20 protein-coding genes are annotated in these 21,447 nt (G+C 64.6%); 8 read left to right on the forward strand and 12 right to left on the reverse strand.

The genetic code is table 11. The features are described 5' to 3' along the window. The first annotated feature begins 63 nt into the window (after nt 1-63). From ACTAQI_RS09555 to ACTAQI_RS09565, 3 genes are all read left to right on the forward strand, one after another. Nucleotides 64-951 carry a glutamate ABC transporter substrate-binding protein gene (locus ACTAQI_RS09555; protein ID WP_457950769.1) on the forward strand — a complete coding sequence of 296 codons (888 nt, stop codon included), beginning with the start codon at nt 64-66 and terminating at the stop codon, nt 949-951. An 85-nt stretch (nt 952-1,036) separates the two neighbouring features. Then, the gene (locus ACTAQI_RS09560; protein ID WP_457950770.1) at nt 1,037-1,687 is read left to right on the forward strand and encodes an amino acid ABC transporter permease; all 651 of its coding nucleotides are present in this window, start codon (nt 1,037-1,039) and stop codon (nt 1,685-1,687) included. Further along, nucleotides 1,684-2,523 (forward strand): amino acid ABC transporter permease, encoded by an 840-nt coding sequence (locus ACTAQI_RS09565; protein ID WP_457950771.1) that lies wholly within the window; start codon nt 1,684-1,686, stop codon nt 2,521-2,523. Before ACTAQI_RS09560 ends, ACTAQI_RS09565 begins: the two co-directional genes overlap by 4 nt. An 83-nt stretch (nt 2,524-2,606) precedes the next feature. Here ACTAQI_RS09565 and dapE read toward each other — a convergent pair whose 3' ends face one another. After that, on the reverse strand, nt 2,607-3,743 hold the full coding sequence (dapE, locus tag ACTAQI_RS09570; RefSeq protein ID WP_457950772.1) for a succinyl-diaminopimelate desuccinylase: 1,137 nt from the start codon (nt 3,741-3,743) through the stop codon (nt 2,607-2,609). A 51-nt stretch (nt 3,744-3,794) separates the two neighbouring features. Here dapE and dapD point away from each other — a divergent pair, with 51 nt between their 5' ends. Both dapD and ACTAQI_RS09580 read left to right on the forward strand, forming a co-directional pair. Next, a complete protein-coding gene (dapD, locus tag ACTAQI_RS09575) occupies nt 3,795-4,817 on the forward strand; it encodes a 2,3,4,5-tetrahydropyridine-2,6-dicarboxylate N-succinyltransferase (RefSeq protein ID WP_457950773.1) in 1,023 nt (340 codons plus the stop codon). 7 nt (nt 4,818-4,824) lie between these two features. Continuing rightward, nucleotides 4,825-5,682 (forward strand): hypothetical protein, encoded by an 858-nt coding sequence (locus tag ACTAQI_RS09580; RefSeq protein WP_457950774.1) that lies wholly within the window; start codon nt 4,825-4,827, stop codon nt 5,680-5,682. 26 nt (nt 5,683-5,708) lie between these two features. Here the strand turns inward: ACTAQI_RS09580 and ACTAQI_RS09585 are convergent, their stop codons facing one another. Both ACTAQI_RS09585 and ACTAQI_RS09590 read right to left on the reverse strand, forming a co-directional pair. Further along, the gene (locus ACTAQI_RS09585; protein ID WP_457950775.1) at nt 5,709-6,320 is read right to left on the reverse strand and encodes a hypothetical protein; all 612 of its coding nucleotides are present in this window, start codon (nt 6,318-6,320) and stop codon (nt 5,709-5,711) included. 115 nt (nt 6,321-6,435) lie between these two features. Next, nucleotides 6,436-7,044, reverse strand: coding sequence for a TetR/AcrR family transcriptional regulator (locus tag ACTAQI_RS09590; RefSeq protein ID WP_457951029.1), 609 nt, complete (start codon nt 7,042-7,044; stop codon nt 6,436-6,438). Nucleotides 7,045-7,145: 101 nt separating this feature from the next. Between ACTAQI_RS09590 and galE the strand changes: the two genes are divergently transcribed. Next, nucleotides 7,146-8,159, forward strand: coding sequence for a UDP-glucose 4-epimerase GalE (galE, locus tag ACTAQI_RS09595; protein WP_457950776.1), 1,014 nt, complete (start codon nt 7,146-7,148; stop codon nt 8,157-8,159). 124 nt (nt 8,160-8,283) lie between these two features. On the opposite strand, the gene ACTAQI_RS09600 is transcribed toward galE, so the two are convergent. The 3 genes from ACTAQI_RS09600 to fdxA all read right to left on the reverse strand — a co-directional run bounded on the left by ACTAQI_RS09600 (nt 8,284) and on the right by fdxA (nt 11,303). Continuing rightward, nucleotides 8,284-9,570 (reverse strand): citrate synthase, encoded by a 1,287-nt coding sequence (locus ACTAQI_RS09600; protein ID WP_056334606.1) that lies wholly within the window; start codon nt 9,568-9,570, stop codon nt 8,284-8,286. A gap of 240 nt (nt 9,571-9,810) precedes the next feature. Beyond that, nucleotides 9,811-10,962, reverse strand: a complete 1,152-nt coding sequence (gene dapC, locus ACTAQI_RS09605) for a succinyldiaminopimelate transaminase (RefSeq protein ID WP_457950777.1) — start codon at nt 10,960-10,962, stop codon at nt 9,811-9,813. A 14-nt stretch (nt 10,963-10,976) separates the two neighbouring features. Continuing rightward, nucleotides 10,977-11,303 carry a ferredoxin gene (gene fdxA / locus ACTAQI_RS09610; RefSeq protein ID WP_013601705.1) on the reverse strand — a complete coding sequence of 109 codons (327 nt, stop codon included), beginning with the start codon at nt 11,301-11,303 and terminating at the stop codon, nt 10,977-10,979. A 137-nt stretch (nt 11,304-11,440) separates the two neighbouring features. On the opposite strand from fdxA, the gene ACTAQI_RS09615 reads away from it, so the two are divergent. Continuing rightward, nucleotides 11,441-11,680, forward strand: a complete 240-nt coding sequence (locus tag ACTAQI_RS09615; RefSeq protein WP_457950778.1) for a putative acetyltransferase — start codon at nt 11,441-11,443, stop codon at nt 11,678-11,680. A gap of 49 nt (nt 11,681-11,729) precedes the next feature. Here the strand turns inward: ACTAQI_RS09615 and ACTAQI_RS09620 are convergent, their stop codons facing one another. Together ACTAQI_RS09620 and typA are read right to left on the reverse strand one after the other, a co-directional pair. Next, nucleotides 11,730-12,539: a hypothetical protein gene (locus ACTAQI_RS09620; protein WP_457950779.1), complete on the reverse strand. Its 810-nt coding sequence runs from the start codon at nt 12,537-12,539 to the stop codon at nt 11,730-11,732. Between the two features lie 202 nt (nt 12,540-12,741). Further along, a complete protein-coding gene (gene typA / locus ACTAQI_RS09625) occupies nt 12,742-14,670 on the reverse strand; it encodes a translational GTPase TypA (protein ID WP_457950780.1) in 1,929 nt (642 codons plus the stop codon). A gap of 272 nt (nt 14,671-14,942) precedes the next feature. On the opposite strand from typA, the gene ACTAQI_RS09630 reads away from it, so the two are divergent. Then, nucleotides 14,943-15,845 (forward strand): SGNH/GDSL hydrolase family protein, encoded by a 903-nt coding sequence (locus ACTAQI_RS09630; RefSeq protein ID WP_457950781.1) that lies wholly within the window; start codon nt 14,943-14,945, stop codon nt 15,843-15,845. A 91-nt stretch (nt 15,846-15,936) separates the two neighbouring features. Here the strand turns inward: ACTAQI_RS09630 and ACTAQI_RS09635 are convergent, their stop codons facing one another. From ACTAQI_RS09635 to ACTAQI_RS09650, 4 genes are all read right to left on the reverse strand, one after another. Further along, nucleotides 15,937-17,643 carry a dipeptide ABC transporter ATP-binding protein gene (locus ACTAQI_RS09635; protein WP_457950782.1) on the reverse strand — a complete coding sequence of 569 codons (1,707 nt, stop codon included), beginning with the start codon at nt 17,641-17,643 and terminating at the stop codon, nt 15,937-15,939. 11 nt (nt 17,644-17,654) lie between these two features. Beyond that, entirely contained in the window at nt 17,655-18,599 is a 945-nt protein-coding gene (locus ACTAQI_RS09640; RefSeq protein WP_457950783.1) for an ABC transporter permease, read from the reverse strand. Then, nucleotides 18,589-19,518 (reverse strand): ABC transporter permease, encoded by a 930-nt coding sequence (locus ACTAQI_RS09645; RefSeq protein ID WP_457950784.1) that lies wholly within the window; start codon nt 19,516-19,518, stop codon nt 18,589-18,591. The genes ACTAQI_RS09640 and ACTAQI_RS09645 overlap by 11 nt, the downstream gene beginning before the upstream one ends. Nucleotides 19,519-19,643: 125 nt before the next feature. Next, complete coding sequence (locus ACTAQI_RS09650) at nt 19,644-21,332, reverse strand: peptide ABC transporter substrate-binding protein (protein WP_457950785.1); 1,689 nt, start codon at nt 21,330-21,332, stop codon at nt 19,644-19,646. Nucleotides 21,333-21,447 lie beyond the last annotated feature (115 nt).

A 21,447-nucleotide genomic window follows, 5' to 3' on the forward strand; every position in this document is an offset into this window, starting at 1 on the left:
AACAACCACACTTCAGTTCGCATCCAGGCCGGAATACCCGCGGCCATCAATGAAAGGAATGTCATGAAGGCATTTATGTCCCGGCGAAAGTCCTTCGTCGTGGCGGCTACCGCTGCCCTCGCACTGTCACTCAGCGCCTGTGGCGGCGGAGACTCCGGCGGCTCCAGCAACCCCAGCCCGGTTGAGAAGCCGTCGTTCGCTGCCGGAACCACCATGGCCAAGCTGTCTTCCGCCGGCACCATCAAGATCGGCACCAAGTTCGACCAGCCGCTGTTCGGCCAGGTCGGCCTTGACGGCAAGCCCGTAGGTTTCGACGTTGAAATGGGCAAGCTGATCGCCGCCAAGCTGGGCATCGCCGCTGACAAGATCGAATGGTCCGAGACCGTTTCGGCCAACCGCGAGCCTTTCATCGAGCAGGGCAAGGTGGACCTGGTCATCGCCACGTACACCATCAGCGACAAGCGCAAGCAGGTTGTCGACTTCGCCGGCCCGTACTACGAAGCCGGCCAGGCCCTCATGGTTAACAAGGACAACGACTCCATCAAGAAGCCCGAGGACGTCAAGGGCAAGAAGGTCTGCTCCGTCACCGGATCCACCCCGGCCGCCACGATCGTGGACAAGTACGGCGCGGAACTGGTCCCGGCCGCCACCTACTCCGCCTGCCTGGAGCCGCTGCGCAACAAGCAGGTGGAAGCCGTGACCACTGACAACGTGATCCTCGCCGGCTTCGTCGACAAGGAGCCGGACGCCTTCAAACTTGCCTCCGACGAAACCTTCACCAAGGAGCCCTACGGCATCGGCCTGAAGAAGGGCGACACCGAGTTCCGCAACTGGATCAACGACCAGTTGGAGACCTTCGAAAAGGACGGTTCCTACAAGAAGGCCTGGGAAGCCACTGCAGGATCGGTCATTAAGACCGCACCCAGCCTCCCGGCCATCAACCGTTACTAAGTAGCGTCCGCCACGCTGCCGGGGCCGCACAACGGTCCCGGCAGCGCAGCCTTCAATCCGTCCACGCTTACAGCCGAAGGATCTAATGGACGTCATCTTTGCAAACCTGCCCCTGTACTGGGAAGGTTTTCTCCGCACTCTCTTTCTCTCCGTCGTCTCCGGTATCTTCGCGTTGATCCTCGGCACCTTGCTTGCCGCGGCACGCGTCTCCCCGGTTGCGGCGCTCCGCGGTTTCAGCACCGTGTACGTGGAAGTCCTCCGCAACACCCCGCTGACCATCGCGTTCTTCTTCGCAGCAGTCGTCCTCCCCCGCATCGGGGTCAAGTTCGAGCAGTTCGAGATTGCCGCCATCATCGCCCTCAGCACCTACACCGCCGCGTTCATCGCCGAAGCTGTCCGCTCGGGTGTCAACAGCGTGCCTGTGGGCCAGGCCGAGGCAGCACGCAGCATCGGCATGAAGTTCGGCCAGGTGCTCTCGCTCATCATCCTCCCCCAGGCACTGCGGACGGTGATCCCGCCGCTGATCAACATCCTGATCGCGCTCGTCAAGAACTCCTCCGTGGCCGGCGCCTTCTTCGTCCTGGAGCTGTTCGGCTACGGCCGGCAGCTGGCCAACGCCAACGGCGACGCCGTCATCACCGTCCTGCTCGGCACGGCGTTCTTCTATCTGCTCCTCACCGTCCCGCTGGGAATCCTCGCCAACACGGTTGAACGAAAGGTGGCGATTGCCCGATGAGCTCGGTTCTTTACGACGTTCCCGGTCCCAAAGCACGCCGGGTCTCCCTCATTGCCTCCATTATCGGCGGCCTGCTGATTCTCGGCCTGCTGGCCTGGGTGGTCTTGATTCTTGCCCAACAGGGCATCTTCGAGGCCCGCCGCTGGCAGATCTTTACCCGCGCCGACGTGTGGCAGCTGCTCGGTAAAGGGCTGGGATCCACGCTCTCCGCGGCCGCACTCGCGGCAGTCATCGCGTTCCCCCTGGGCCTGCTGCTGTGCCTGCTGCGCATCTCGGACGCCGCAGCTATCCGGGTTCCCATCCGGGTCATCCTGGAATTCCTGCGCGGCATGCCCGTGGTCCTGATGATGCTCTTCATCCTGCTGGGCTTCGGCACCTCCGCCTTCATCGCCGTCGTAGCCGGCCTGGTGCTGTACAACGCCGCGGTGTTCGCTGAGATCATCCGCGCCGGCATCCAGTCCCTGCCCAAGGGGCAGCGGGAAGCGGGCCTGGCCATCGGCCTGACCAGCTACAAGTCCCGCATGCTGATCGAGCTGCCGCAGGCGATCCGGCGCATGATGCCTTCGCTCGTGGCGCAAATGGTGGTGCTGCTGAAGGACACCTCGCTTGGCTACATCGTGGCCTACGGTGAGCTCCTGCGGGCGGTCCAGGTCATGGCTGACTTCCTGGGCACGCAGTACCTGTTCCCGATCTTCTTCGTGGCGGCGGCCATCTACATCGCCATCAACATCTCGGTCTCACGGCTCGCCGTGTGGATCGAGCGCCGCGGGTCCAAGAAGGCTGCAGGCGGTATGGCGAAAGCCGAACCCGACGTCCTGGAAGCTGCGGCTCCGTAGCTTCCTAAGGCTTACAACAGCAAAGGTCCGGAACTCCCGCGGGAGTTCCGGACCTTTTTGTGCCTTGTGGGCGGCGGCCGCGGTTACGCTGCCAGCCAGCTCTCCAAGGCGGCAAGGCACTTGCGGATGGCGTCGGCGTGGACGTGCTCGTTGTCCTTGTGCGCCAGCAGCGCATCCCCGGGCCCGAAGTTCACCGCCGGGATGCCCAGCTCACTGAAGCGGGCGACGTCGGTCCAGCCGTATTTGGGCTTGGGCTCGGCTCCCACGGCGGCAACGAAGGAGGCAGCAGCCGGGTGCTGCAGCCCAGGCCGGGCGCCGGCAGCGGCATCGGTGCGAATAACGTCGAAGCCCGCCAGCAGGTCCCGTACGTGGGCTTCAGCCTGGTCCGGCGTCTTGTCCGGAGCGAACCGGTAGTTGATCTCCACCACGCAGCGGTCCGGAATGACGTTGCCCGCCGTGCCGCCGTTGATCTTCACCGCGTTGAGGCTTTCCCGGTAGTCGAGTCCGTCAACGTTGATGGTCCGGGGTTCGTAGGCTGCCAGGCGGGCCAGGATGGGCGCTGCGGCGTGGATGGCGTTGCTGCCCATCCATGCGCGGGCCGAGTGTGCGGCTTCCCCCACCGTGCTGGCCTCGAACCGGCTGGTGCCGTTGCAGCCGCCCTCCACCGTTCCGTCCGTCGGTTCCAGCAGGATGGCGAAGTCCCCCTGCAGCAGGTCTCCATGGTTGCGGACCAGGCGGCCCAGGCCGCTCTTCACCGCTTCCACCTCTTCGTGGTCGTAAAAGACAAAGGTGACGTCCCGCTGGGGCTGCGTTCCGCCGTCGAACATTCCTGCTGCCAGGGCGAGCTGGACCGCCACCCCGCCCTTCATGTCCGTGGCACCGCGGCCGTAGAGGACACCCTCCCCCGGAATGCCGGACTCCCAGCTTGAAGGAACAGTGCCCCTGGAGCCTTCAGTCAGCGGAAGGGGCACCGTGTCCAGATGGCCTGCCAGGATGACGCGTTCACTGCGGCCGAGTTCGGTCCGGGCGATGATGGCGTCGCAGTCGCGCACCACGGTCAGCTGGGGAACCTCCAGCAAAGCGGCTTCGACAGCGTCGGCGAGCTGCTTCTCATTGCCGGACACGCTGTTGATGTCCATCAGCGCTGCGGTCAGCAGCGCCACGTCCTGGCGGAGGTCGAGGGTTGACACGGACGGGTCAGGGGCGGTTTCAGCAGTCACGAAGCCAGTCTAGTTCGAACCCCATGCCCGGCCCTCGATAGACTGGGGCACATGACTGAGACCGCTTCCTCCGCCGTGCCCGAAACCCTGACCTCCAACGCTGACGACCGCTCCGCCCACGGCTTTGGCGTGGCCACCATCGCCACGGGGGATGCCACCGTCCTGGACGTCTGGTTCCCGGCACCGGCCCTGGGAGTTGCAGCGGAGAACCTCCGCTCGGTGGACAACGCGGACCAAACACTGCTGCAGATCGCCGAGAACGGCGCTGACCATGACCGCGGCACGGAACAGAAGGTTGTCTTTGTCCAGATCAACCTCGATGAAGCCCCGGCTGACACCGCCGACGCCTACCTCCGGCTGCACCTCCTTTCGCACCGCCTGGTCCAGCCCAACACCATCAACCTGGACGGCATTTTCGGCAAGCTCCCCAACGTGGTGTGGACCAACTTCGGTCCGGCCGCCGTCGAAGGTTTCGAACTGACGCGCGCCAGGCTGCGCCGCCGTGGTGCTGTCACGGTCTACGGCATCGACAAGTTCCCCCGCATGGTGGACTACGTGGTGCCCAGCGGGGTCAGGATTGCCGACGCCGACCGCGTCCGCCTGGGTGCCCACCTCGCCCCGGGCACCACCGTCATGCACGAAGGCTTCGTGAACTTCAACGCCGGCACCCTGGGTACGTCCATGGTTGAGGGCCGCATTTCCGCAGGTGTGGTGACCGGTGACGGCAGCGACGTGGGTGGCGGCGCCTCCATCATGGGCACCCTGTCGGGCGGCGGCAAGGAGAAGATCACCATCGGTGAGCGCGTCCTGCTTGGGGCCAACTCCGGCGTGGGCATCAGCATCGGTGACGATTCCGTGGTGGAAGCCGGGCTTTACGTCACGGCAGGCACGCGCGTCCGCGTTCCGGGCCCCAAGGACGAGGTTGGTGAGGACACCACCAGGATCGTCAAGGCCGCCGAGCTCTCCGGCGTACCCAACCTGCTGTTCCGCCGCAACTCCACCACGGGCGCCGTGGAGGCCCTGCCCCGCAAGGGCCAGACCGTGGAACTGAACGACGCCCTGCACGCCAACTAATCCCTTCGTGGCACGCAGACGCGGCCTGCGCCGCCTGGCGGTGCTGCTCCTCACCCTGGCACTGGCAGCGGGAGGCATCTACACGGCGGTGTACTTTGTGCAGCGTTCGGAGACCCTTGTTTCGGAACGCTGCACAGCCACCGCCGGTGACCGGACCGGGGAGCTGGCGCCGGACCAGGCTGCCAACGCAGCCTTGATCACCGCGGCGGCCGTCCGGCGCGGCCTGCCGCCCCGGGCCGCCACCATAGCCCTGGCCACCGCCATGCAGGAGTCCAAGCTGCGCAACATTGGGCACGGCGACCAGGCCGGACCAGACTCGCGGGGGCTCTTCCAGCAGCGGCCCTCCCAGGGCTGGGGCACGGAGGCCCAGATCATGGATCCCTACTACGCCGTCAACGCCTTCTATGACGCCCTGGTAAAGATCCCGGGGTACGAGGCACTGGATATCACTGACGCGGCCCAGCAGGTCCAGAAATCCGCTTACCCCAAGGCCTATGCGCAGCACGAGGAGATGGGACGGGCCTTCGCCTCAGGGCTCACCGGACAGACCCCGGCGGGCGTCCAGTGCACGCTGCGCTCCCCGGCGGCGGGCGGGACTTCAGCAGCTGTGGTCACCGAACTTGACCAGGCATATGGCGGGGTTGATGCGCAGGTGGATGGCGCCACCCTGGTGGTAAACGCAGACGGAGCGCTGGCGTGGTCTGTCGCCCAGTGGGCGGTTGCGAACGCCAAGGACCTGGCCGTGACCAAGGTGGAAGTGGGCGGCCGCAGCTGGGACCGCCCCGGTGGGGACGGATGGCAGGCCTCGGGGGCCCAGGACGGGCAGGTGCGCATCACCGTACGGCAGGACGACGGCGGCACTTGACGGCCGCCGTCGTCCTGCCTGGAAAGCTAGACCAGGATCTCCAGCACCGGCTGGACGTAGCTGCGGAACAGTTCGGGCTGCCCCATCAGCTGCCGGCTCATGATGATCTTGTCCGGCTCCAGGTACCAGGCCCGCTGCTCGTCGAGCGGCAACTCAATGATGGTCAGCGTGAAATCCCGAGAGTCCCGGCCCACTTCCATCAGCCTGTCGTCCACCATGTCCTCCAGCAGCTGGTCAGTTCCGCTGGCGACGCGTTCGGCTTCAAGCCCCGCATATTCACTCCTGCGCTCCCTGGCCCAGGTGAGGGCGGAGCCGAAATGGGCCTGCAGGACCCGCTGGAGCGCCGGAGAGTTGCCAAACGCTTCAAAACTGGGCGGGGAGAGTTCAGGGGATGTGTGCGGATGGGCCTTGAGCAGCTGCTCCCACCAGGCCTCCCATTCGGTTTTCAGCGCGCCGAGGCCGCCAACGTCCGCCGTCAGGTGGGTGTGGTCAGCGGAACGGACCTTGGGTGCCGCATGAGACAGCATGGGACGCCCCACTCCGTTCAGGCCGGCCGCGTCCCGGACGTAAAGAGCAATCATCATCGGCCCGGACGTGTCGGTGGTGATCTGCCACCCTGAACCGCTTGCGTGATGCATCCAAAGTCCTTCCCTGGCCTACCCATGCCGGGCGTCATGATCCCATCCGGCGTACCCGGCTATCAGTCTATTCCCGCAGCCAGTTCACGGAAGTGCAGGACAGGGTTTTGATCGCTTACCGCCCCAGCCCGTCCAGGTGCCGTTCAAGCACGTCGCGGCACATGGCGGCCGTCATCCAGCCCGGCTGCAGCAGGGCATGCATGCATAGTCCGTCCAGCGTGGCCAGGAGACGTTCCGCTTCCACCACCAGGTTTTCCTGCGCTTCGCTATCCGGGAGCAGGGAAGCGACGAGTCCGCCCATAATGGCCGCGACTTCACGGTGGCTGCGGTCCGCTTCGGCGGCCAGAAACGGCCTGATCCGCGCAGCGTTCTTGAAGGCCAGCCAGGCGCAGGCCTCAACAGCCGATTCCTCATCCAGTGGAAGCAAGCCACCCAAAAGGGTTAAAACCGCCTCCCGCTGTTCGGTACTGGCTCTGGCAGTCCTCTGCACGGCCGGCAACAGGACCTTGAGACGGTTGACCACCCGGTCCACCACCGTACCGAAAGTAAACGCCAGGAGCTCCTCGCTGCCCTGGAAATAGTGCCGGACAGAACCCACTGCCAATCCGGCTTCATCCGCCACTTCGCGCAGCGATGCACGCTCGAGCCCATCCACGGCAATGATGCGGAGGACCGCCTGAACTACGTCCTGGCGCCGGGCATCGGCGTCTACTATTTTGGGCACCATTCTTACTAGCACACTTGTGCTTCCATTACTCAGTCACACGGCGCCCGCCATCCGGAACACGGCGGCGGCCAACACTCCGCGTGGGATAGCGTTGAGGCATGAAAATCTTGGTCACAGGGGGCACCGGCTACATCGGATCCCACACTGTTCTTTCCCTGCAGGAAGCCGGCCACGACGTGGTCGTCATCGACAACCTGGTCAACTCCAGCGAGGAGTCGCTGCGCCGCGTGGCTGAACTTACCGGCAAGACCGCGGAGTTCCACAACGTGGACCTGGTGGACGAGGCCGCCGTCGAGGAAGTCTTCGCCGGGAATGCCATCGACGCCGTCATCCACTTCGCCGGACTCAAGGCCGTGGGGGAATCGGTGCAGGAGCCGCTGAAGTACTACTACAACAACCTGGTAGGCACACTGAACCTGGTCCGGGTCATGGACAGGCACGACGTCCGGTCCATCGTCTTCAGCTCGTCGGCCACCGTCTACGGGGAGCACAACCCCATCCCCTACGTGGAAAAGATGGAGATCGGCGCCAACAACCCTTACGGGCGCACCAAGGAACAGATCGAGGACATCCTCTCCGACCTCGGCGCCGCCGACTCGCGCTGGCACATAGCACTGCTGCGCTACTTCAACCCGGTGGGCGCGCACCCCTCAGGCCGTATTGGTGAAGACCCGCAGGGCATCCCCAACAACCTCGTCCCGTTCATCGCCCAAGTGGCCGTGGGCCGCCGCGAGAAGCTCATGGTCTTCGGCGGTGACTACGACACACCGGACGGCACGTGCCTGCGCGACTACATCCACGTGGTGGACCTGGCCGACGGACATGTGGCCGCGCTGAACCACATCGCCGCGCGGACCGGCGTGTTCCGCTGGAACCTGGGCTCCGGCAAGGGCTCCTCCGTCCTGGAAGTCCTGCGCTCCTTCGAGAAGGCCGTGGGCAAGCCCATCCCCTACGAGATCACCGGGCGCCGGGCAGGAGACCTCCCGGCATTCTGGGCCGATGCCACGTCTGCGCTGGCGGACCTGAGCTGGTCCACCACCAAGACCGTGGACCAGATGTGCGAGGACCACTGGCGCTGGCAAAAGAACAACCCGCAGGGCTACGCCTCCTGACCGCGTCGATTGCTCCGTACTTGTCGTTCTGGCCCGTCAGAACGACCAGTACGGAGCACTCGATTGAAACAAATGCGGCCGCCCACCTGGAAAAGGTGGGCGGCCGCATTTGTAATGCCTGGTTTCAGCGTGCGGGGTAGTCGCGCTCCGGCTCACCGATGTACAGCTGGCGCGGGCGGCCGATCTTGGTGTTCGGGTCGCTGATCATTTCGCGCCACTGGGCAATCCAGCCCGGAAGGCGGCCGATGGCGAACAGGACGGTGAACATCTTCTCGGGGAAGCCCATGGCCTTGTAGATCAGGCCGGTGTAGAAGTCCACGTTGGGGTAGAGCTTGCGCTGGATGAAGTAGTCATCGCTGAGCGCCTTCTCTTCCAGGCGCATGGCGATGTCCAGCAGTTCGTCGTTGCCGCCGAGCTTGCTGAGGATTTCGTGGGCCGTGGCCTTGACGATCTTGGCGCGCGGATCGTAGTTCTTGTAGACCCGGTGCCCGAAGCCCATGAGGCGGACGCCGTCTTCCTTGTTCTTGACCTTCTCCATGTAGTCCTCGGGCTTGAGGCCCTCGGCCTGGATCTGGCGAAGCATCTTCAGCACGGCCTCGTTGGCGCCACCGTGGGCAGGGCCGAAGAGGGCGTTGATGCCGGCCGAAACGGAGGCGAAGAGGTTGGCGTTGGAGGAGCCCACCAGGCGCACGGTGGAGGTGGAGCAGTTCTGCTCGTGGTCCGCGTGCAGGATGAGGAGCAGGTCCAGGGCCTTGACGATGACCGGATCCAGCTCGTACTGCTCGGCCGGCAGGCCGAAGCTGAGGCGCAGGAAGTTCTCCACCAGGTTCATGGAGTTGTCCGGGTACAGCATGGGCTGGCCGATGGACTTCTTGTGCGCGTAGGCGGCAATGACCGGCAGCTTGGCCATGAGGCGGATGGTGGAAACCTCCACCTGCTCGGCGTTGAACGGGTCCAGCGAGTCCTGGTAGAACGTGGACAGCGCGGACACCGCCGAGGACAGCACCGGCATGGGGTGTGCGTCGCGGGGGAAGCCGCCGAAGAAGCCCTTGAGCTCTTCATGCAGCAGGGTGTGGCGCCGGATCTTCTGGTCGAACTCGTCCAGTTCGGTGGGCGTGGGCAGGTTGCCGTAGATCAGCAGGTAGGACACCTCGAGGAAGCTGGAGTGCTGCGCCAGCTGCTCGATGGGGTATCCGCGGTAGCGCAGGATGCCCGCATCGCCATCGATGTAGGTGATTGCCGAGGTGGTTGCTGCGGTATTCATGAAGCCGGGGTCGAACGTGACGGCACCGGTCTGCTTCAGCAGCTTGGAGACGTCGTAACCTTCGTTCCCTTCAACAACCTGGATGCGCGGGAGCTTCAGCTCGCCACCTGCGTGGAGCAGGGTCGCAGCATTGTTGGTCTCAGTCATGGAGTCCCCTTCATGAGGCGTCTTCGGCCTCTGTCGAAAGCTTGATCCAACATCAGGTGAGCCGCGCACTTGAGCCTGAGAAGACAGGTTCCAACACCCGGGCTGCCTTCTTGTAGAAAGCCACCATTGATCGTCAGCTTAAAGAGTACCGCTCCTTGGCGGGTGTCACTAATCCGCAGGCTTCCCTTGGGGCCTAAAATGCGCCGGATGTGGTACGAGTCACAAGAATATTACGCGCCCTTAGGCACCGGATCCGGCCAGCCGTGCAACCGCCGCGTCGATCCGCTCGTCGGATCCCGTCAGGGCCACGCGCACATAGCCATTGCCCGCGTCTCCGTAGAAAACGCCCGGACCCACCACGATGCCCCGCTCAGCCAGGCGGGCCACCGTGGCCCACGTGTCCTCCCCGGCTGTCGACCACAGGTACAGGCCGGCGTCGGACTCCTTGATCTCCAGGCCGAAGTCCAGCAGGGCGGGCACCAGGCGTTCCCGCCGGCCGCGGTACAGGTCCTTCTGGGCCTCGACGTGGTTATCATCACCCAGCGCCACCCGCATGGCCTCCTGGACCGGGTAGGGGACGATCATGCCTGCATGCTTGCGGCTGTTGACCAGGTTGGGCATCAGGTCCGGATCACCGGCAACGAAGGCTGCCCGGTAGCCCGCCAGGTTGGACTGCTTGCTCAGCGAATACACGGCGAGCAGGCCCTGGTGCGAGCCGCCGGCCACGTGCGGATCGAGGATACTGGGGACGCGCCGGCCGCCGCGCTGGACGTCCCAGTCACCCCAGCCGAGTTCCGCGTAGCATTCGTCCGAGGCCACCACGGCGCCCAGTTCACGCGCCTGGACTACCAGGGCCTTCAGTGACTCCGCGTCCCGGACGCTGCCTGTGGGGTTGCCCGGCGAGTTCACCCAGATGAGGCGCACGCGCGAACGGGTGGCGTCATCGAGTTCGTCCAGGTTGTCTGTGGCAACGGAAGTAACGCCGGCGAGAGTCGCGCCGATATCGTAGGTGGGGTAGGCCACCTTGGGGCGTACGACGACGTCTCCGGGCTTGATGCCCAGCAGCAGCGGGAGCCACGCAACGAGCTCCTTGGAGCCCACCGTGGGCATGATGTTACGGGGATCGAGGCCGGATACGCCGCGCCGGCGTTCGAACCAACCGGCGATGGCCTCCCTAAGCGCAGGAGTGCCATGGACCGTGGGATAGCCGGGGGCGTTGGCGGCCGCTTTCAGGGCGTCCTGGACCAGCTGCGGCGTGGGATCCACGGGTGTCCCGATGGAAAGATTGACTGCCCCGCCCGGGTGCTCCGAGGCCTTGGCCACATACGGCGCCATGGCCTCCCATGGGTAGTCGGGCAGGTCCAGGCCAAACGAATTAACTGCTGCGGTCACGTTTTTTATCCGCGTCAGTGGTCTTGGTTCTGCGGCGGCAGGGCGGCGATCATCGGGTGGTCCTTGCCCGTGTTGCCGATCTTGGCCGCGCCACCGGGGGAACCAAGGTCATCGAAGAATTCGACGTTGGCCTTGTAGTAGTCAGCCCACTCCTCCGGGGTGTCATCCTCGTAGTAGATGGCCTCCACCGGGCATACCGGTTCGCAGGCGCCGCAGTCGACGCATTCGTCCGGATGGATGTACAGCGAACGCTCGCCCTCATAGATGCAGTCGACCGGGCATTCCTCAATGCATGCCTTGTCCTTAACATCCACACACGGCTGCGCGATTACGTACGTCACGTCCCTGGCCTCTCCACGTTGGGTTCCGGCTTCCCCGCCGGCTCTTGCATCCGGCAGCTCGGCCGGACTATTGACATCTGAGCCTATTATCTCCCAGCCCGTTACCGCGAACCTAGCCGGCGGCCTAGTATGAACTGGTGAGTCTGCCAGTGCCTGCGCCCGCCCAATTCCTTGCAGCGGCTGAGCCCGGTACCAGGGTGGTTGTGCGATACCGGATCGAAGGCGGCCTCACGGACGCCCTGGGCCACCTGCTGGCGTGCGCCGCCGGTTCCTGCACGGTCCGCACCCGCCAGTCCGACGTCGTCATTCCCCTGGAGCTGGTCGTGGCGGCCAAGGAAGTGCCGCCCGCTCCCCCGCGCCGCTCGGCTGCTCGCTGACGAGCCCTCTCACCGTGCAGGGACTGCCCGTGCGCCTCGAACCTTGCCGTCACCGCGCAGTGCGGTACGTGGCCAAGGCCTGCTGCACCATCCGCACGAACTCGTTTGGCTGGCTGAGCAGGATCTCGAACGTCACCCGAAGGGTTGGAACACCCCGGACAACGGTGACGTTCCACCGCCGCCGGTCCTCCCGGTAGGCTTCCCGGCTGCTGTGGTGCGTGTAGCCGTCGGTTTCAATACCGAGCAGGCCATCAACCAGGAGATCCAGATGCCCCATCCCGGGGATCCTGACCTGAAGCTCGACCGTCAGCCCGGCTTCCTCCAGCAGGTACCGGGCCATCGTTTCGATGATGGATCCGGATTGGGGGCGAATACGTGCCACCAGCCGCCGAAGGCTCTTCTCCCGCGCAGCCGGAAACCGCTCCCGCAGGGCCGGAAGTTGGACGAATCCAGTCTTGACCGCGGATTCAGCAATGGTCAGACCCTCCAGGGGCGGCAGGCATCGCAACGACTGGCAAACGACGTCCAGGGATGTGAGGGGAATTTTGCTGCGGTGAACGACGCAGCCGGAAATTTCCCTCCCGTGCGGCGCGGCCAGGTGCGGCCTGTCTGGATTCCTGACCACCCACAGGCCCGCGGCGCGGGCAGCCGACACACACCCCAGCACGGCGTGGTGGCGCCCAGCGTGGACGAGTACTGGATCTGCCTCTCGGAGTGCATAGACGCCGCGGGCAATTCTCTGTACGGAGCCACCGGCCAATCCCGTTTCAAGATCGCGGCGCGAAACTCCGACCAGTAATAATGCACGGGTGCCGGCAATGCCGCCCAGGGCAGCCAGCGCTTCAGACAAAGTTGGCATGTCTTTATGCTGGTCGTGTGGGGTGGCTGGGGCAGCCACGGAAACTACTATGTGAACAACTCCCGGGCGCGGTGACGGTGCAGTATGCTCCACAGGAACCGTCCCTGCACAACGAGCCTCGGCTTCATTTCGCAGCCATCAACTTAAATGCAGAATGCCACCGGCTTGGTAGCCGGTGGCATTCTTCGGTACTGCGGAGTTGCTACGCCTTGGCGCGGGCGCGGTTGGCCTTGGCACGCTCGTTGGTGTCCAGGATGACCTTGCGGATGCGGATGGCCTCCGGGGTCACCTCGACGCACTCGTCCTCGCGGGCGAATTCGAGCGATTCTTCGAGGGTGAGGTCGCGCGGCGGCGTCAGGTTCTCGAAGGTGTCGGAGGAAGCGGCACGCATGTTGGTGAGCTTCTTTTCCTTGGTGATGTTGACGTCCATGTCGTCGGCGCGGGAGTTCTCGCCGACAATCATGCCTTCGTACACCTCGGACGTGGGCTTCACGAAGAAGGAGCCACGTTCCTGCAGGTTGATCATGGCGAACGGGGTCACAACACCGGCGCGGTCGGCAACCATGGAACCGTTGGTGCGGTACTCGATGGGGCCGGCCCACGGTTCGTAGCCTTCGGAGATGGAAGCGGCAATGCCGGCGCCACGGGTGTCCGTGAGGAACCGCGTGCGGAAACCGATCAGGCCACGGGCCGGAACGATGAACTCCATGCGGCACCAGCCGGTGCCGTGGTTGGCCATGTTGGTCATGCGGCCCTTGCGGGCAGCCATGAGCTGGGTGACGGCGCCCAGGTATTCCTCGGGCACGTCGATGGTCATGTGTTCCATGGGCTCATGGATCTTGCCGTCGACGGTCTTGGTGACAACCTGCGGCTTGCCCACGGTCAGCTCGAAGCCTTCGCGGCGCATCTGCTCAACCAAAATGGCCAACGCCAGCTCGCCACGGCCCTGGACTTCCCAGGCGTCGGGACGCTCGGTGGGGAGCACCTTGATGGAGACGTTACCGATCAGTTCCTTGTCCAGGCGGTCCTTGACCTGGCGGGCGGTGACCTTGGCGCCCTTGACCTTGCCGGCCAGCGGGGAGGTGTTGATACCGATGGTCATGGAGATGGCGGGATCGTCCACCGTGATCAGCGGCAGCGGCTGCGGGTTCTCGGCGTCAGTCAGGGTCTCACCGATGGTGATGTCCTCGATGCCGGCGACGGCGACGATCTCGCCGGGGCCTGCGGACTCGGCCGGAACGCGGTCCAGCGCCTTGGTGGCCAGCAGTTCGGTGATCTTGACGTTCTTCAGCTCACCGTTTGCGCGGGCCCAGGCAACAGTCTGGCCCTTGCGCAGGGTGCCGTTGTAGATCCGGAGCAGCGCCAGGCGGCCCAGGAACGGGGAGGCGTCCAGGTTGGTGACGTGCGCCTGAAGGACGCCTTCGGGGTTGTACGTCGGGGCGGGGATGTGCTCGATGATGGTCTTGAAGAGCGGCTCGAGATCTTCGTTCTCCGGGGCGGTGCCATCAGCGGGCTGCTCGAGGGATGCGCGGCCAACCTTGGCTGCAGCGTAAACGACGGGAACTTCGAGGATCTTGTCCAGGTCGAGGTCGGGCACTTCGTCCGCCAGGTCGGACGCCAGGCCCAAGAGCAGGTCCATGGACTCGTGAACGACTTCCTCGATGCGGGCATCGGGACGGTCGGTCTTGTTGACCAGCAGGATGACAGGCAGGTGCGCGGCCAGGGCCTTGCGGAGGACGAAGCGGGTCTGCGGCAGCGGACCCTCGGACGCGTCAACGAGGAGGACAACGCCGTCGACCATGGACAGGCCGCGCTCCACCTCGCCACCGAAGTCAGCGTGGCCGGGGGTGTCGATGACGTTGATGGTGATGGTCTCGCCGTTGGAGGACGGACCGTTGTAGGCCACCGTGGTGTTCTTGGCCAGGATGGTGATGCCCTTTTCGCGCTCAAGGTCACCGGAGTCCATCACGCGGTCTTCGAGGTGGTTGTGCTCGGCAAAGGAGTTGGTCTGCTTGAGCATGGCGTCGACCAGAGTGGTCTTGCCGTGGTCAACGTGGGCCACAATCGCGACGTTGCGCAGGTCACTGCGCGAGGCAGTGGCTACCGCGGTGTTGGTGGTGGTTTCAGACATGCGTAAAGGCTCGATTCAGTGGAGTCAGCTGTTGTATCGCGACATTTCCAACTGGAACGCACGACGGACAAGGCCCTTGGCACAGGGCGCCTTCCTCTATTCTAGCCGCTGAGCCATTTGTTGGCCTAAATTCCGGCGGGATTGCCGGCCAGCAGGGAGGCCGCTTTCAGGCGCCGGTGGTTCCTGGTGTGACCAAGTTCACTGCCGCCTCCGCGTGCATGGCATGATGTCTGTGACACCGAGCCCATCCTTCAAGTACGCCGGAGACAACGATGCCCCCTGCCAACGCCAGCACCATGCGCGGTGCCGCATGGGCTGCCGCCGCAGTGGTGTCCGGGCTCGTCGTGGTGGCGGCAGCCCTGGGACCCGCCAGCCAGGGACCGCCCGCCGGCTCCCCCGACGGTGGCCTGTCACGGGCCGCCGCAGGTCAAGCAGGCAACGGCAACTCCGCAGCCGGGCAACCGGGCAGCGCGAAGCCGGCGGTGACAGCCACTTCCCACGTCAGGAACGCCGGCAACGGAAGGATTGAAGCGGTACTGCCGGACATCGGCCGGACCGTGCTGCTGATTGGCGATTCGCAGTCGGAACCCACCGACGGCTGGCCTCGCCTGGGCCTCGCCGCCGCTGGATACAACGTGTACTTCTGCGGCCGCGGCGGTACCGGCTACGTGGCGGCGAACGGTGCCACGGGTAATTATGTGGACGCGCTGCAGCGCGGGGACTGGTTGCTTCCCGCCGGCACTCCCGCGCTGATTGTGATCGAGGGCGGCGGGAACGACGCCGCGGGAGGCGCAAGCAACGCACAGATCGCACGAAACGCCGAACGGCTGATCAGCGAACTGCGCACCCGCTATCCCGGCACGCGGCTGGCAATGATCGGCACCCTGGCACGGGGAGCAAACGACGGCGGCGGCCGCCGGAGCGAGGTGGACGCTTTGCTTGGTGCCGTGGCGGCAGCCAACGGACTGTCCTTTGTCTCCACTGGCGACTGGCTTACCCGGTACGGACTGGCAAAGGACCTCGCTGATGCAGTCCACATGAACGCCGAAGGCCGCCTGGCTCTTGGCGGGATCCTTGAGCGCCGGCTGCGGGAACTTGGGCTGGACCGGAAACCTGCAGCGGAGCAGGGCGCCCTAGCTGCAGTACCCGGGAGCAACAGCGCGCTCCAGGACTGACGCCCAAAGTCCGCCGGCTCCGCCGGTCAAGCAAACACATGGAGCCGGGACCAAACGGTCCCGGCTCCATGTGTTCACAAAAGGCTTCCCGCTATGCCACCTCAGGCGGAAGCATCAGCTTCGCACCGGGGATGGCGTTCAGCAGCGCCTTCGTGTAGTCCTGCTTGGGCGACTCGAAGACCTCGTCCGTGGATCCCGTCTCCACCAGGCGGCCCTTTTCCATCACGCAGACGTGGTCCGCGATCTGCCGAACCACGGCAAGGTCGTGAGTGATGAACAGGTAGGTCAGCCCAAGGTTGGCCTGCAGGTCGGCCAGCAGGTTGAGCACCTGGGCCTGCACCAGCACGTCCAGCGCGGAAACCGCCTCATCACAGATGATGACTTCGGGATCCAGCGCCAGCGCCCGGGCGATGGCAACGCGCTGCCGCTGCCCGCCTGACAGCTCGTTCGGATACCGCTGCATGGCGGACTGGGGCAGTGCCACCTGGTCCAGCAGCGTCCGGACCTTCTTCTCCCGGCTGGCCTGGTCCCCGATCTTGTGGACCCGCAGCGGTTCCTCGATGGTGCGGTAGATGTTGTACATCGGATCGAGGGAACCGTACGGATCCTGGAAGATCGGCTGGACGCGCCTGCGGAACTTGAAGAGTTCGGCAGGCTTCAGGGCGGAGGTGTCGACGCCGTCGAACAGGATCCTGCCATCGGTCGGCTTCTCCAGCTGGAGCACCATCTTGGCCACTGTGGACTTGCCGGACCCCGACTCCCCCACGATCGCCGTCGTGGTTCCCCGCCGCACGTCGAAGCTCACGCCGTCGACGGCCGCAAAGTCCGTCGCCTTGCCCAGCCCCGAGCGAAGCTTGTAGACCTTCCGCAGATCCTGGATCTGCAGGAAGGTATCGGACTTCACCGTCTCGGCGGCGGGCGCCAGGAGGTCCGCCGTTTCCACTCCCTGCTCCTTGGCCACCTGGATACGGCGGCTGGCGAGCGACGGAGCGGACTCCACGAGCCGCTTGGTGTACGGGTGCTGCGGGTTGCGCAGCAGCTCCAGGGACGGTCCTGCTTCAACCACACGGCCCTGGTACATGACCACCACTTTGTCTGCGCGCTCGGCTGCCAAACCCAGGTCGTGGGTGATCAGCAGCACCGAGGTGCCCAGTTCGTTGGTCATGGTCTCCAGGTGGTCAAGGATCTGCCGCTGGACGGTGACGTCGAGGGCCGACGTCGGCTCATCCGCAATCAGCAGGCGCGGCTGGCAGGAGAGGCCAATGGCGATCAGCGCACGCTGGCGCATGCCGCCCGAGAACTCATGCGGGTACTGGTTGGCCCGGCGTTTGGCGTCCGGAAGTCCCGCCTGGGACAGCACCTTGGCGATGTCGTCCGGCCCGCTGGGACGGCCGTTCGCCTTCAGTGTTTCCCGGACCTGGTAGCCGATCTTCCACACGGGGTTCAGGTTGGACATCGGGTCCTGCGGGACCATGCCGATGGTGTTGCCGCGGAGTTCGATCATGCGCTGCTCGCTGGCGTGGGCGATATCCTCTCCGTCGAGCAGGATCTGACCGCCGGAGACCCTGCCGTTGTTGGGCAGGAGTCCGATGGCCGCCAGGGCAGTGGTGGACTTTCCGGAGCCGGACTCCCCCACAATAGCCACCGTTTCGCCCGGCATGATGGTCAGGTGGGCGTCCCGGACAGCCTGGACTTCACCGCCGCCGGTCTTGAAGGTGATGGCCAGGTCACGGATTTCGAGCAGCGGCCTGACGCCGGTGGTGCCGGCCTCATCAATGCGGACTTCTGGAGTTGTCATCTCTTTTTCTCTCATCGCTGACGGCTCTTCGGGTCGAGGGCGTCACGCACGGCGTCGCCCAGCATGATGAAGCTCAACACCGTAAGGGAGAGCGCGGCGGCCGGGTAGAGCATGATTTCCGGGCGGGTCCTGATCGATGCCTGCGCGCCTGCAATATCGTTGCCCCAGGACATGATGCTCTGCGGGAGGCCAATGCCCAGGAAGGACAGGGTGGCTTCCGCCACGATGAACACGCCAAGTTCCAGCGTTGCCAGGACGATGATGGGCGCCAGGGCGTTGGGCAGGACATGGCGGATCAACGCGCCGAATTTGGAGACACCCAGCGCGCGTGCGGCGGTGACGAAGTCCGCGTTGCGTACCTCAATCACCGCGCCCCGCGTGATGCGGGCCATTTGCGGCCACGCCAGGAGCGAGATGACAAACACGACGGTCCACACGCTCTTGTTCTCGCGGAACAGCGGGAGCTGCGTGATCACCAGCGCGCCCAGCACGAGCGGCAGGGCGAAGAAGATGTCGCCCAGGCGGGCCAGCACGGCATCGATCCAGCCGCCGTAGTAGCCGGCGAGGGCGCCGAGGGTCACGCCGATGACCAGGACGCAGAGTACGGAGAGCAGGCCGACCGAAAGCGAGGCCTGCGTGCCGTGGATGACCCTGGAGTAAACGTCGCAGCCCTGGAAGGTGAAGCCGAACGGGTGTCCGGCGGTGGGGCCGCCTTCAGAGTTGGCAAGCTCACAGCCCTCGTTGGGCGGCGTGGACGTGAAGAGTCCCGGGAACAGCGCAATCACGATCAGGGCAAGGATCAGCAGTGCCGAGATGATGAACAGCGGACGACGGCGGAGCTTGCGCCAGGCGTCTGCCCAGAGGCTGAGCGGGGCCTGGTCGGTCTTGACGGCGTCCGTCGCCTGCAGCGGTGTCTCGTCGATGGGTGCCACAAAGTGGCTGTTATTACTGGTCATAGCGGATCCTCGGGTCAAGCCAGGCGTACAGGAGATCGACAAGCAGGTTGGCCACCACGAACACCAGCACCAGCACGCTGACGATGGAGACGATGGTGGGACCCTCACTGCGAAGGACAGCCTGGTAGAGCTTGTTGCCTACGCCGGGAACGTTGAAGATGCCCTCGGTAACAATGGCACCGCCCATCAGGCCGCCAAGGTTGGCGCCCAGGTAGGTCACCACCGGGATCAGCGAGTTGCGCAGGATGTGCGCCAGGACCACCCTGGGCCGGGAAAGGCCCTTGGCGGTGGCAGTCCGCACGTAGTCGGCGTTCATGTTCTCGCTGACCGAGGCTCGGGTCAGGCGGAGGACGTAGGCAAAGGACACCAGACCCAGGACCACTGCCGGCAACAGCAGGGTAACCCAGTTGGCGTTGGCGCCGACGGTGGGTTTGGCCCAGCCGAGCTGCACGCCAAAGACCAGCTGGAAAACGAAGCCCAGGACAAAGGTGGGCACGGCGATGACCACCAGCGAGGCCACCAGGACGGTGGAGTCGAACCAGCCGCCGCGCCGCAGACCGGCGAAGACGCCGAACGCAACACCGAAGATGGCCTGGATGGCCAGTGCCTCGATGGCGAGCATCGCGGTCACCGGGAACACGCGGGCGAGGCTGGCCGCGATGGGCTGGCCGGTGAAGTCGTTGCCCAGGTTGAAGGTGAACAGGTTCTTGAGGAACAAGCCGTACTGGACCCAGAAAGGCTGGTCCAGGTTGTACTGGCTGCGCAGGGTGTCAATGACCGCCTGCGGGGGCTGGCGGTCGCCGAACAGCGCGGCGATGGGATCGCCGGGCAAGGCGAACACCATGTAGTACACCAACAGGGTTGTGCCGAGGAAAACAGGGATCACCTGAAGGAGTCGGCGCAGAATGAACCGGACCACAGGATTACCTGCCTTCCGGTAAGGGGGAAAACGCGTTCATGAGTGCCTTCCTGCCGCTTGCAAGCCAATGGGGGCCCGGACGCAACCGGTACCCCCATCAGCCTGTCGGCAAGTTAGATCTGGTACTACTTGGCGGTGATGCCGTAGTAGAGGATTTCACCGTTCCAGCCGGTCTCGGCCTTCGCAATGTTGTTGCTCCACACGATCGGCCGTGCCTGGTCCCAGAGCGGCAGGCCCGGCAGGTCCTGGAACAGGATCTCCTGCGCCTGGTTGAACTTGGCGTTTGCCTCGTCGGTGCTCTTGGCGGCCAGGCCCTCCTTGAGGAGCTTGTCGAACTCGGGGTTCGAGTACTTCTCGTAGTTGGAGGAAGCGCCCGTGGCCCAGACCGGTCCAAGGAAGTTGTACAGCGACGGGTAGTCGCCCTGCCAGCCCGCGCGGGTCAGGCCGGGCAGCTGCTGAGACTTGCGCAGGTTCAGGACTTCGGCGAACTTGGCGAACGGCTGGATTTCAGCCTGGATGCCGAGGTTGTTCTTGAAACCGTTGGCTACGGCGTCGATCCATTCCTTGTTGCCGCCGTCCGTGTTGGAGGCGATCTGGAGCGGCTTGGAGTTGTCGTACGGCTGGATCTTGTCAGCCTGTGCCCACAGGTCCTTGGCCTTGGCGGCGTCGAACTTCAGGACTTCGCTGCCTTTGATGCCTTCCTTGAAGCCATCGATGACCGGCGGTGCGAAAGCCTTGGCCGGGGTGCGGGTACCGTTGAAGACCACCTTGGCGATTTCCTCGCGGTTGATGGCGTAGGACAGCGCCTGCCGACGCAGCTTGCCGGCTTCACCCTGGAAGTTCGGGTTGTAGCCCGGGATGTTGAGGGTGGAATCGGTGGCAACGGCCTTGGTGGCGTTCCGGTCCGGGAAGTCGTTGACGTAGGTCTTCAGTGCGTTGGACGGCAGCACGTCAGTGATGTCCAGGTTGTCCGACTGCAGGTCGGTGTATGCCGGGCCCGGATCGGTGTAGAACTTGAACGTCACGCCGCCGTTTTTGGCTGCGCGGGTGCCGTTGTAATCGGCGTTCTTCACAAGGGTGATGGACTGGTCGTGGACCCAGGAACCCTGCTTCTCAAACTTATATGGACCGTTGCCTACGGGGTTTTCGCCGTAGGTCTTGGGGTCTTTCAGCGCAGCGGAGGGCAGCGGGTAGAAGGCTGAGTAGCCAAGGCGCAGGGACCAGTCAGCTTCGGGCTGGGCGAGCTTGACGGTGATCGTGGAATCATCCGTTGCCTGGAGACCGGACATCGTGTCGGCTTTGGGGGCTGGTGTTGTGGTGGTCTTGCCGTCCGCACCCTTGGCAGAATCAACGGCAGAGACATCCTCGTAACCGGCGATGGACTCGAAGAAGAATCCATTGTTCTGCAGGTTCTTGGAGTTTGCAGCGAAGTTCCAGGAGTCAACGAAGGTCTTGGCCGTGATGGCTTCACCGTTGGTGAACTTCTGGCCTTGCTTGACCTTAATGGTCCAGTTCTGCGCGTCGGACGACTCGATCGAATCGGCCAGGGCATTGACCGCCTTGCCGTTTGCGTCGTAGCTGCGAAGACCCTCGAACAGCAGGTTCACGACGCGGCCGCCGTAGACCTCATTCGTGTTGGCCGGCAGCAACGGGTTTTGTGGCTCGTTGCTGTAGGCGGTGATGACCTTATTCGGATCGCCGGCGGCATTGCTGGCACCGTCGTTGCTGCCACCGCCGCCGGTGCCGCATCCGGTCAGGGCAAGCGCGGCGATTGCCACGATGCCCAGTGCTTTGGAAGTGCGCGTAAAACGCATTCCGCCTCCTATGAGTTGTGGGAGAGATGTATAGGGGAATCTTGTGCTTCCCCGCAGGCCGGACGCAGCTCACCGCTGTGACGAAACCTACATAATACGAGTTAGCCTAACCGCA

The organism is Pseudarthrobacter sp. alpha12b, from assembly GCF_054130495.1.

Excerpts from the sequence above, each read along its gene's own strand:
- ACTAQI_RS09560 (WP_457950770.1), top strand. The coding sequence starts at position 1,037 with ATGGACGTCATCTTTGCAAACCTGCCCCTGTACTGGGAAGGTTTTCTC.
- ACTAQI_RS09630 (WP_457950781.1), top strand. The coding sequence starts at position 14,943 with ATGCCCCCTGCCAACGCCAGCACCATGCGCGGTGCCGCATGGGCTGCC.
- ACTAQI_RS09555 (WP_457950769.1), top strand. The coding sequence starts at position 64 with ATGAAGGCATTTATGTCCCGGCGAAAGTCCTTCGTCGTGGCGGCTACC.
- ACTAQI_RS09585 (WP_457950775.1), bottom strand. The coding sequence starts at position 6,320 with ATGCATCACGCAAGCGGTTCAGGGTGGCAGATCACCACCGACACGTCC.
- galE (WP_457950776.1), top strand. The coding sequence starts at position 7,146 with ATGAAAATCTTGGTCACAGGGGGCACCGGCTACATCGGATCCCACACT.
- ACTAQI_RS09635 (WP_457950782.1), bottom strand. The coding sequence starts at position 17,643 with ATGACAACTCCAGAAGTCCGCATTGATGAGGCCGGCACCACCGGCGTC.
- dapD (WP_457950773.1), top strand. The coding sequence starts at position 3,795 with ATGACTGAGACCGCTTCCTCCGCCGTGCCCGAAACCCTGACCTCCAAC.
- ACTAQI_RS09650 (WP_457950785.1), bottom strand. The coding sequence starts at position 21,332 with ATGCGTTTTACGCGCACTTCCAAAGCACTGGGCATCGTGGCAATCGCC.
- ACTAQI_RS09565 (WP_457950771.1), top strand. The coding sequence starts at position 1,684 with ATGAGCTCGGTTCTTTACGACGTTCCCGGTCCCAAAGCACGCCGGGTC.
- typA (WP_457950780.1), bottom strand. The coding sequence starts at position 14,670 with ATGTCTGAAACCACCACCAACACCGCGGTAGCCACTGCCTCGCGCAGT.
- ACTAQI_RS09600 (WP_056334606.1), bottom strand. The coding sequence starts at position 9,570 with ATGACTGAGACCAACAATGCTGCGACCCTGCTCCACGCAGGTGGCGAG.
- ACTAQI_RS09640 (WP_457950783.1), bottom strand. The coding sequence starts at position 18,599 with ATGACCAGTAATAACAGCCACTTTGTGGCACCCATCGACGAGACACCG.
- ACTAQI_RS09620 (WP_457950779.1), bottom strand. The coding sequence starts at position 12,539 with ATGCCAACTTTGTCTGAAGCGCTGGCTGCCCTGGGCGGCATTGCCGGC.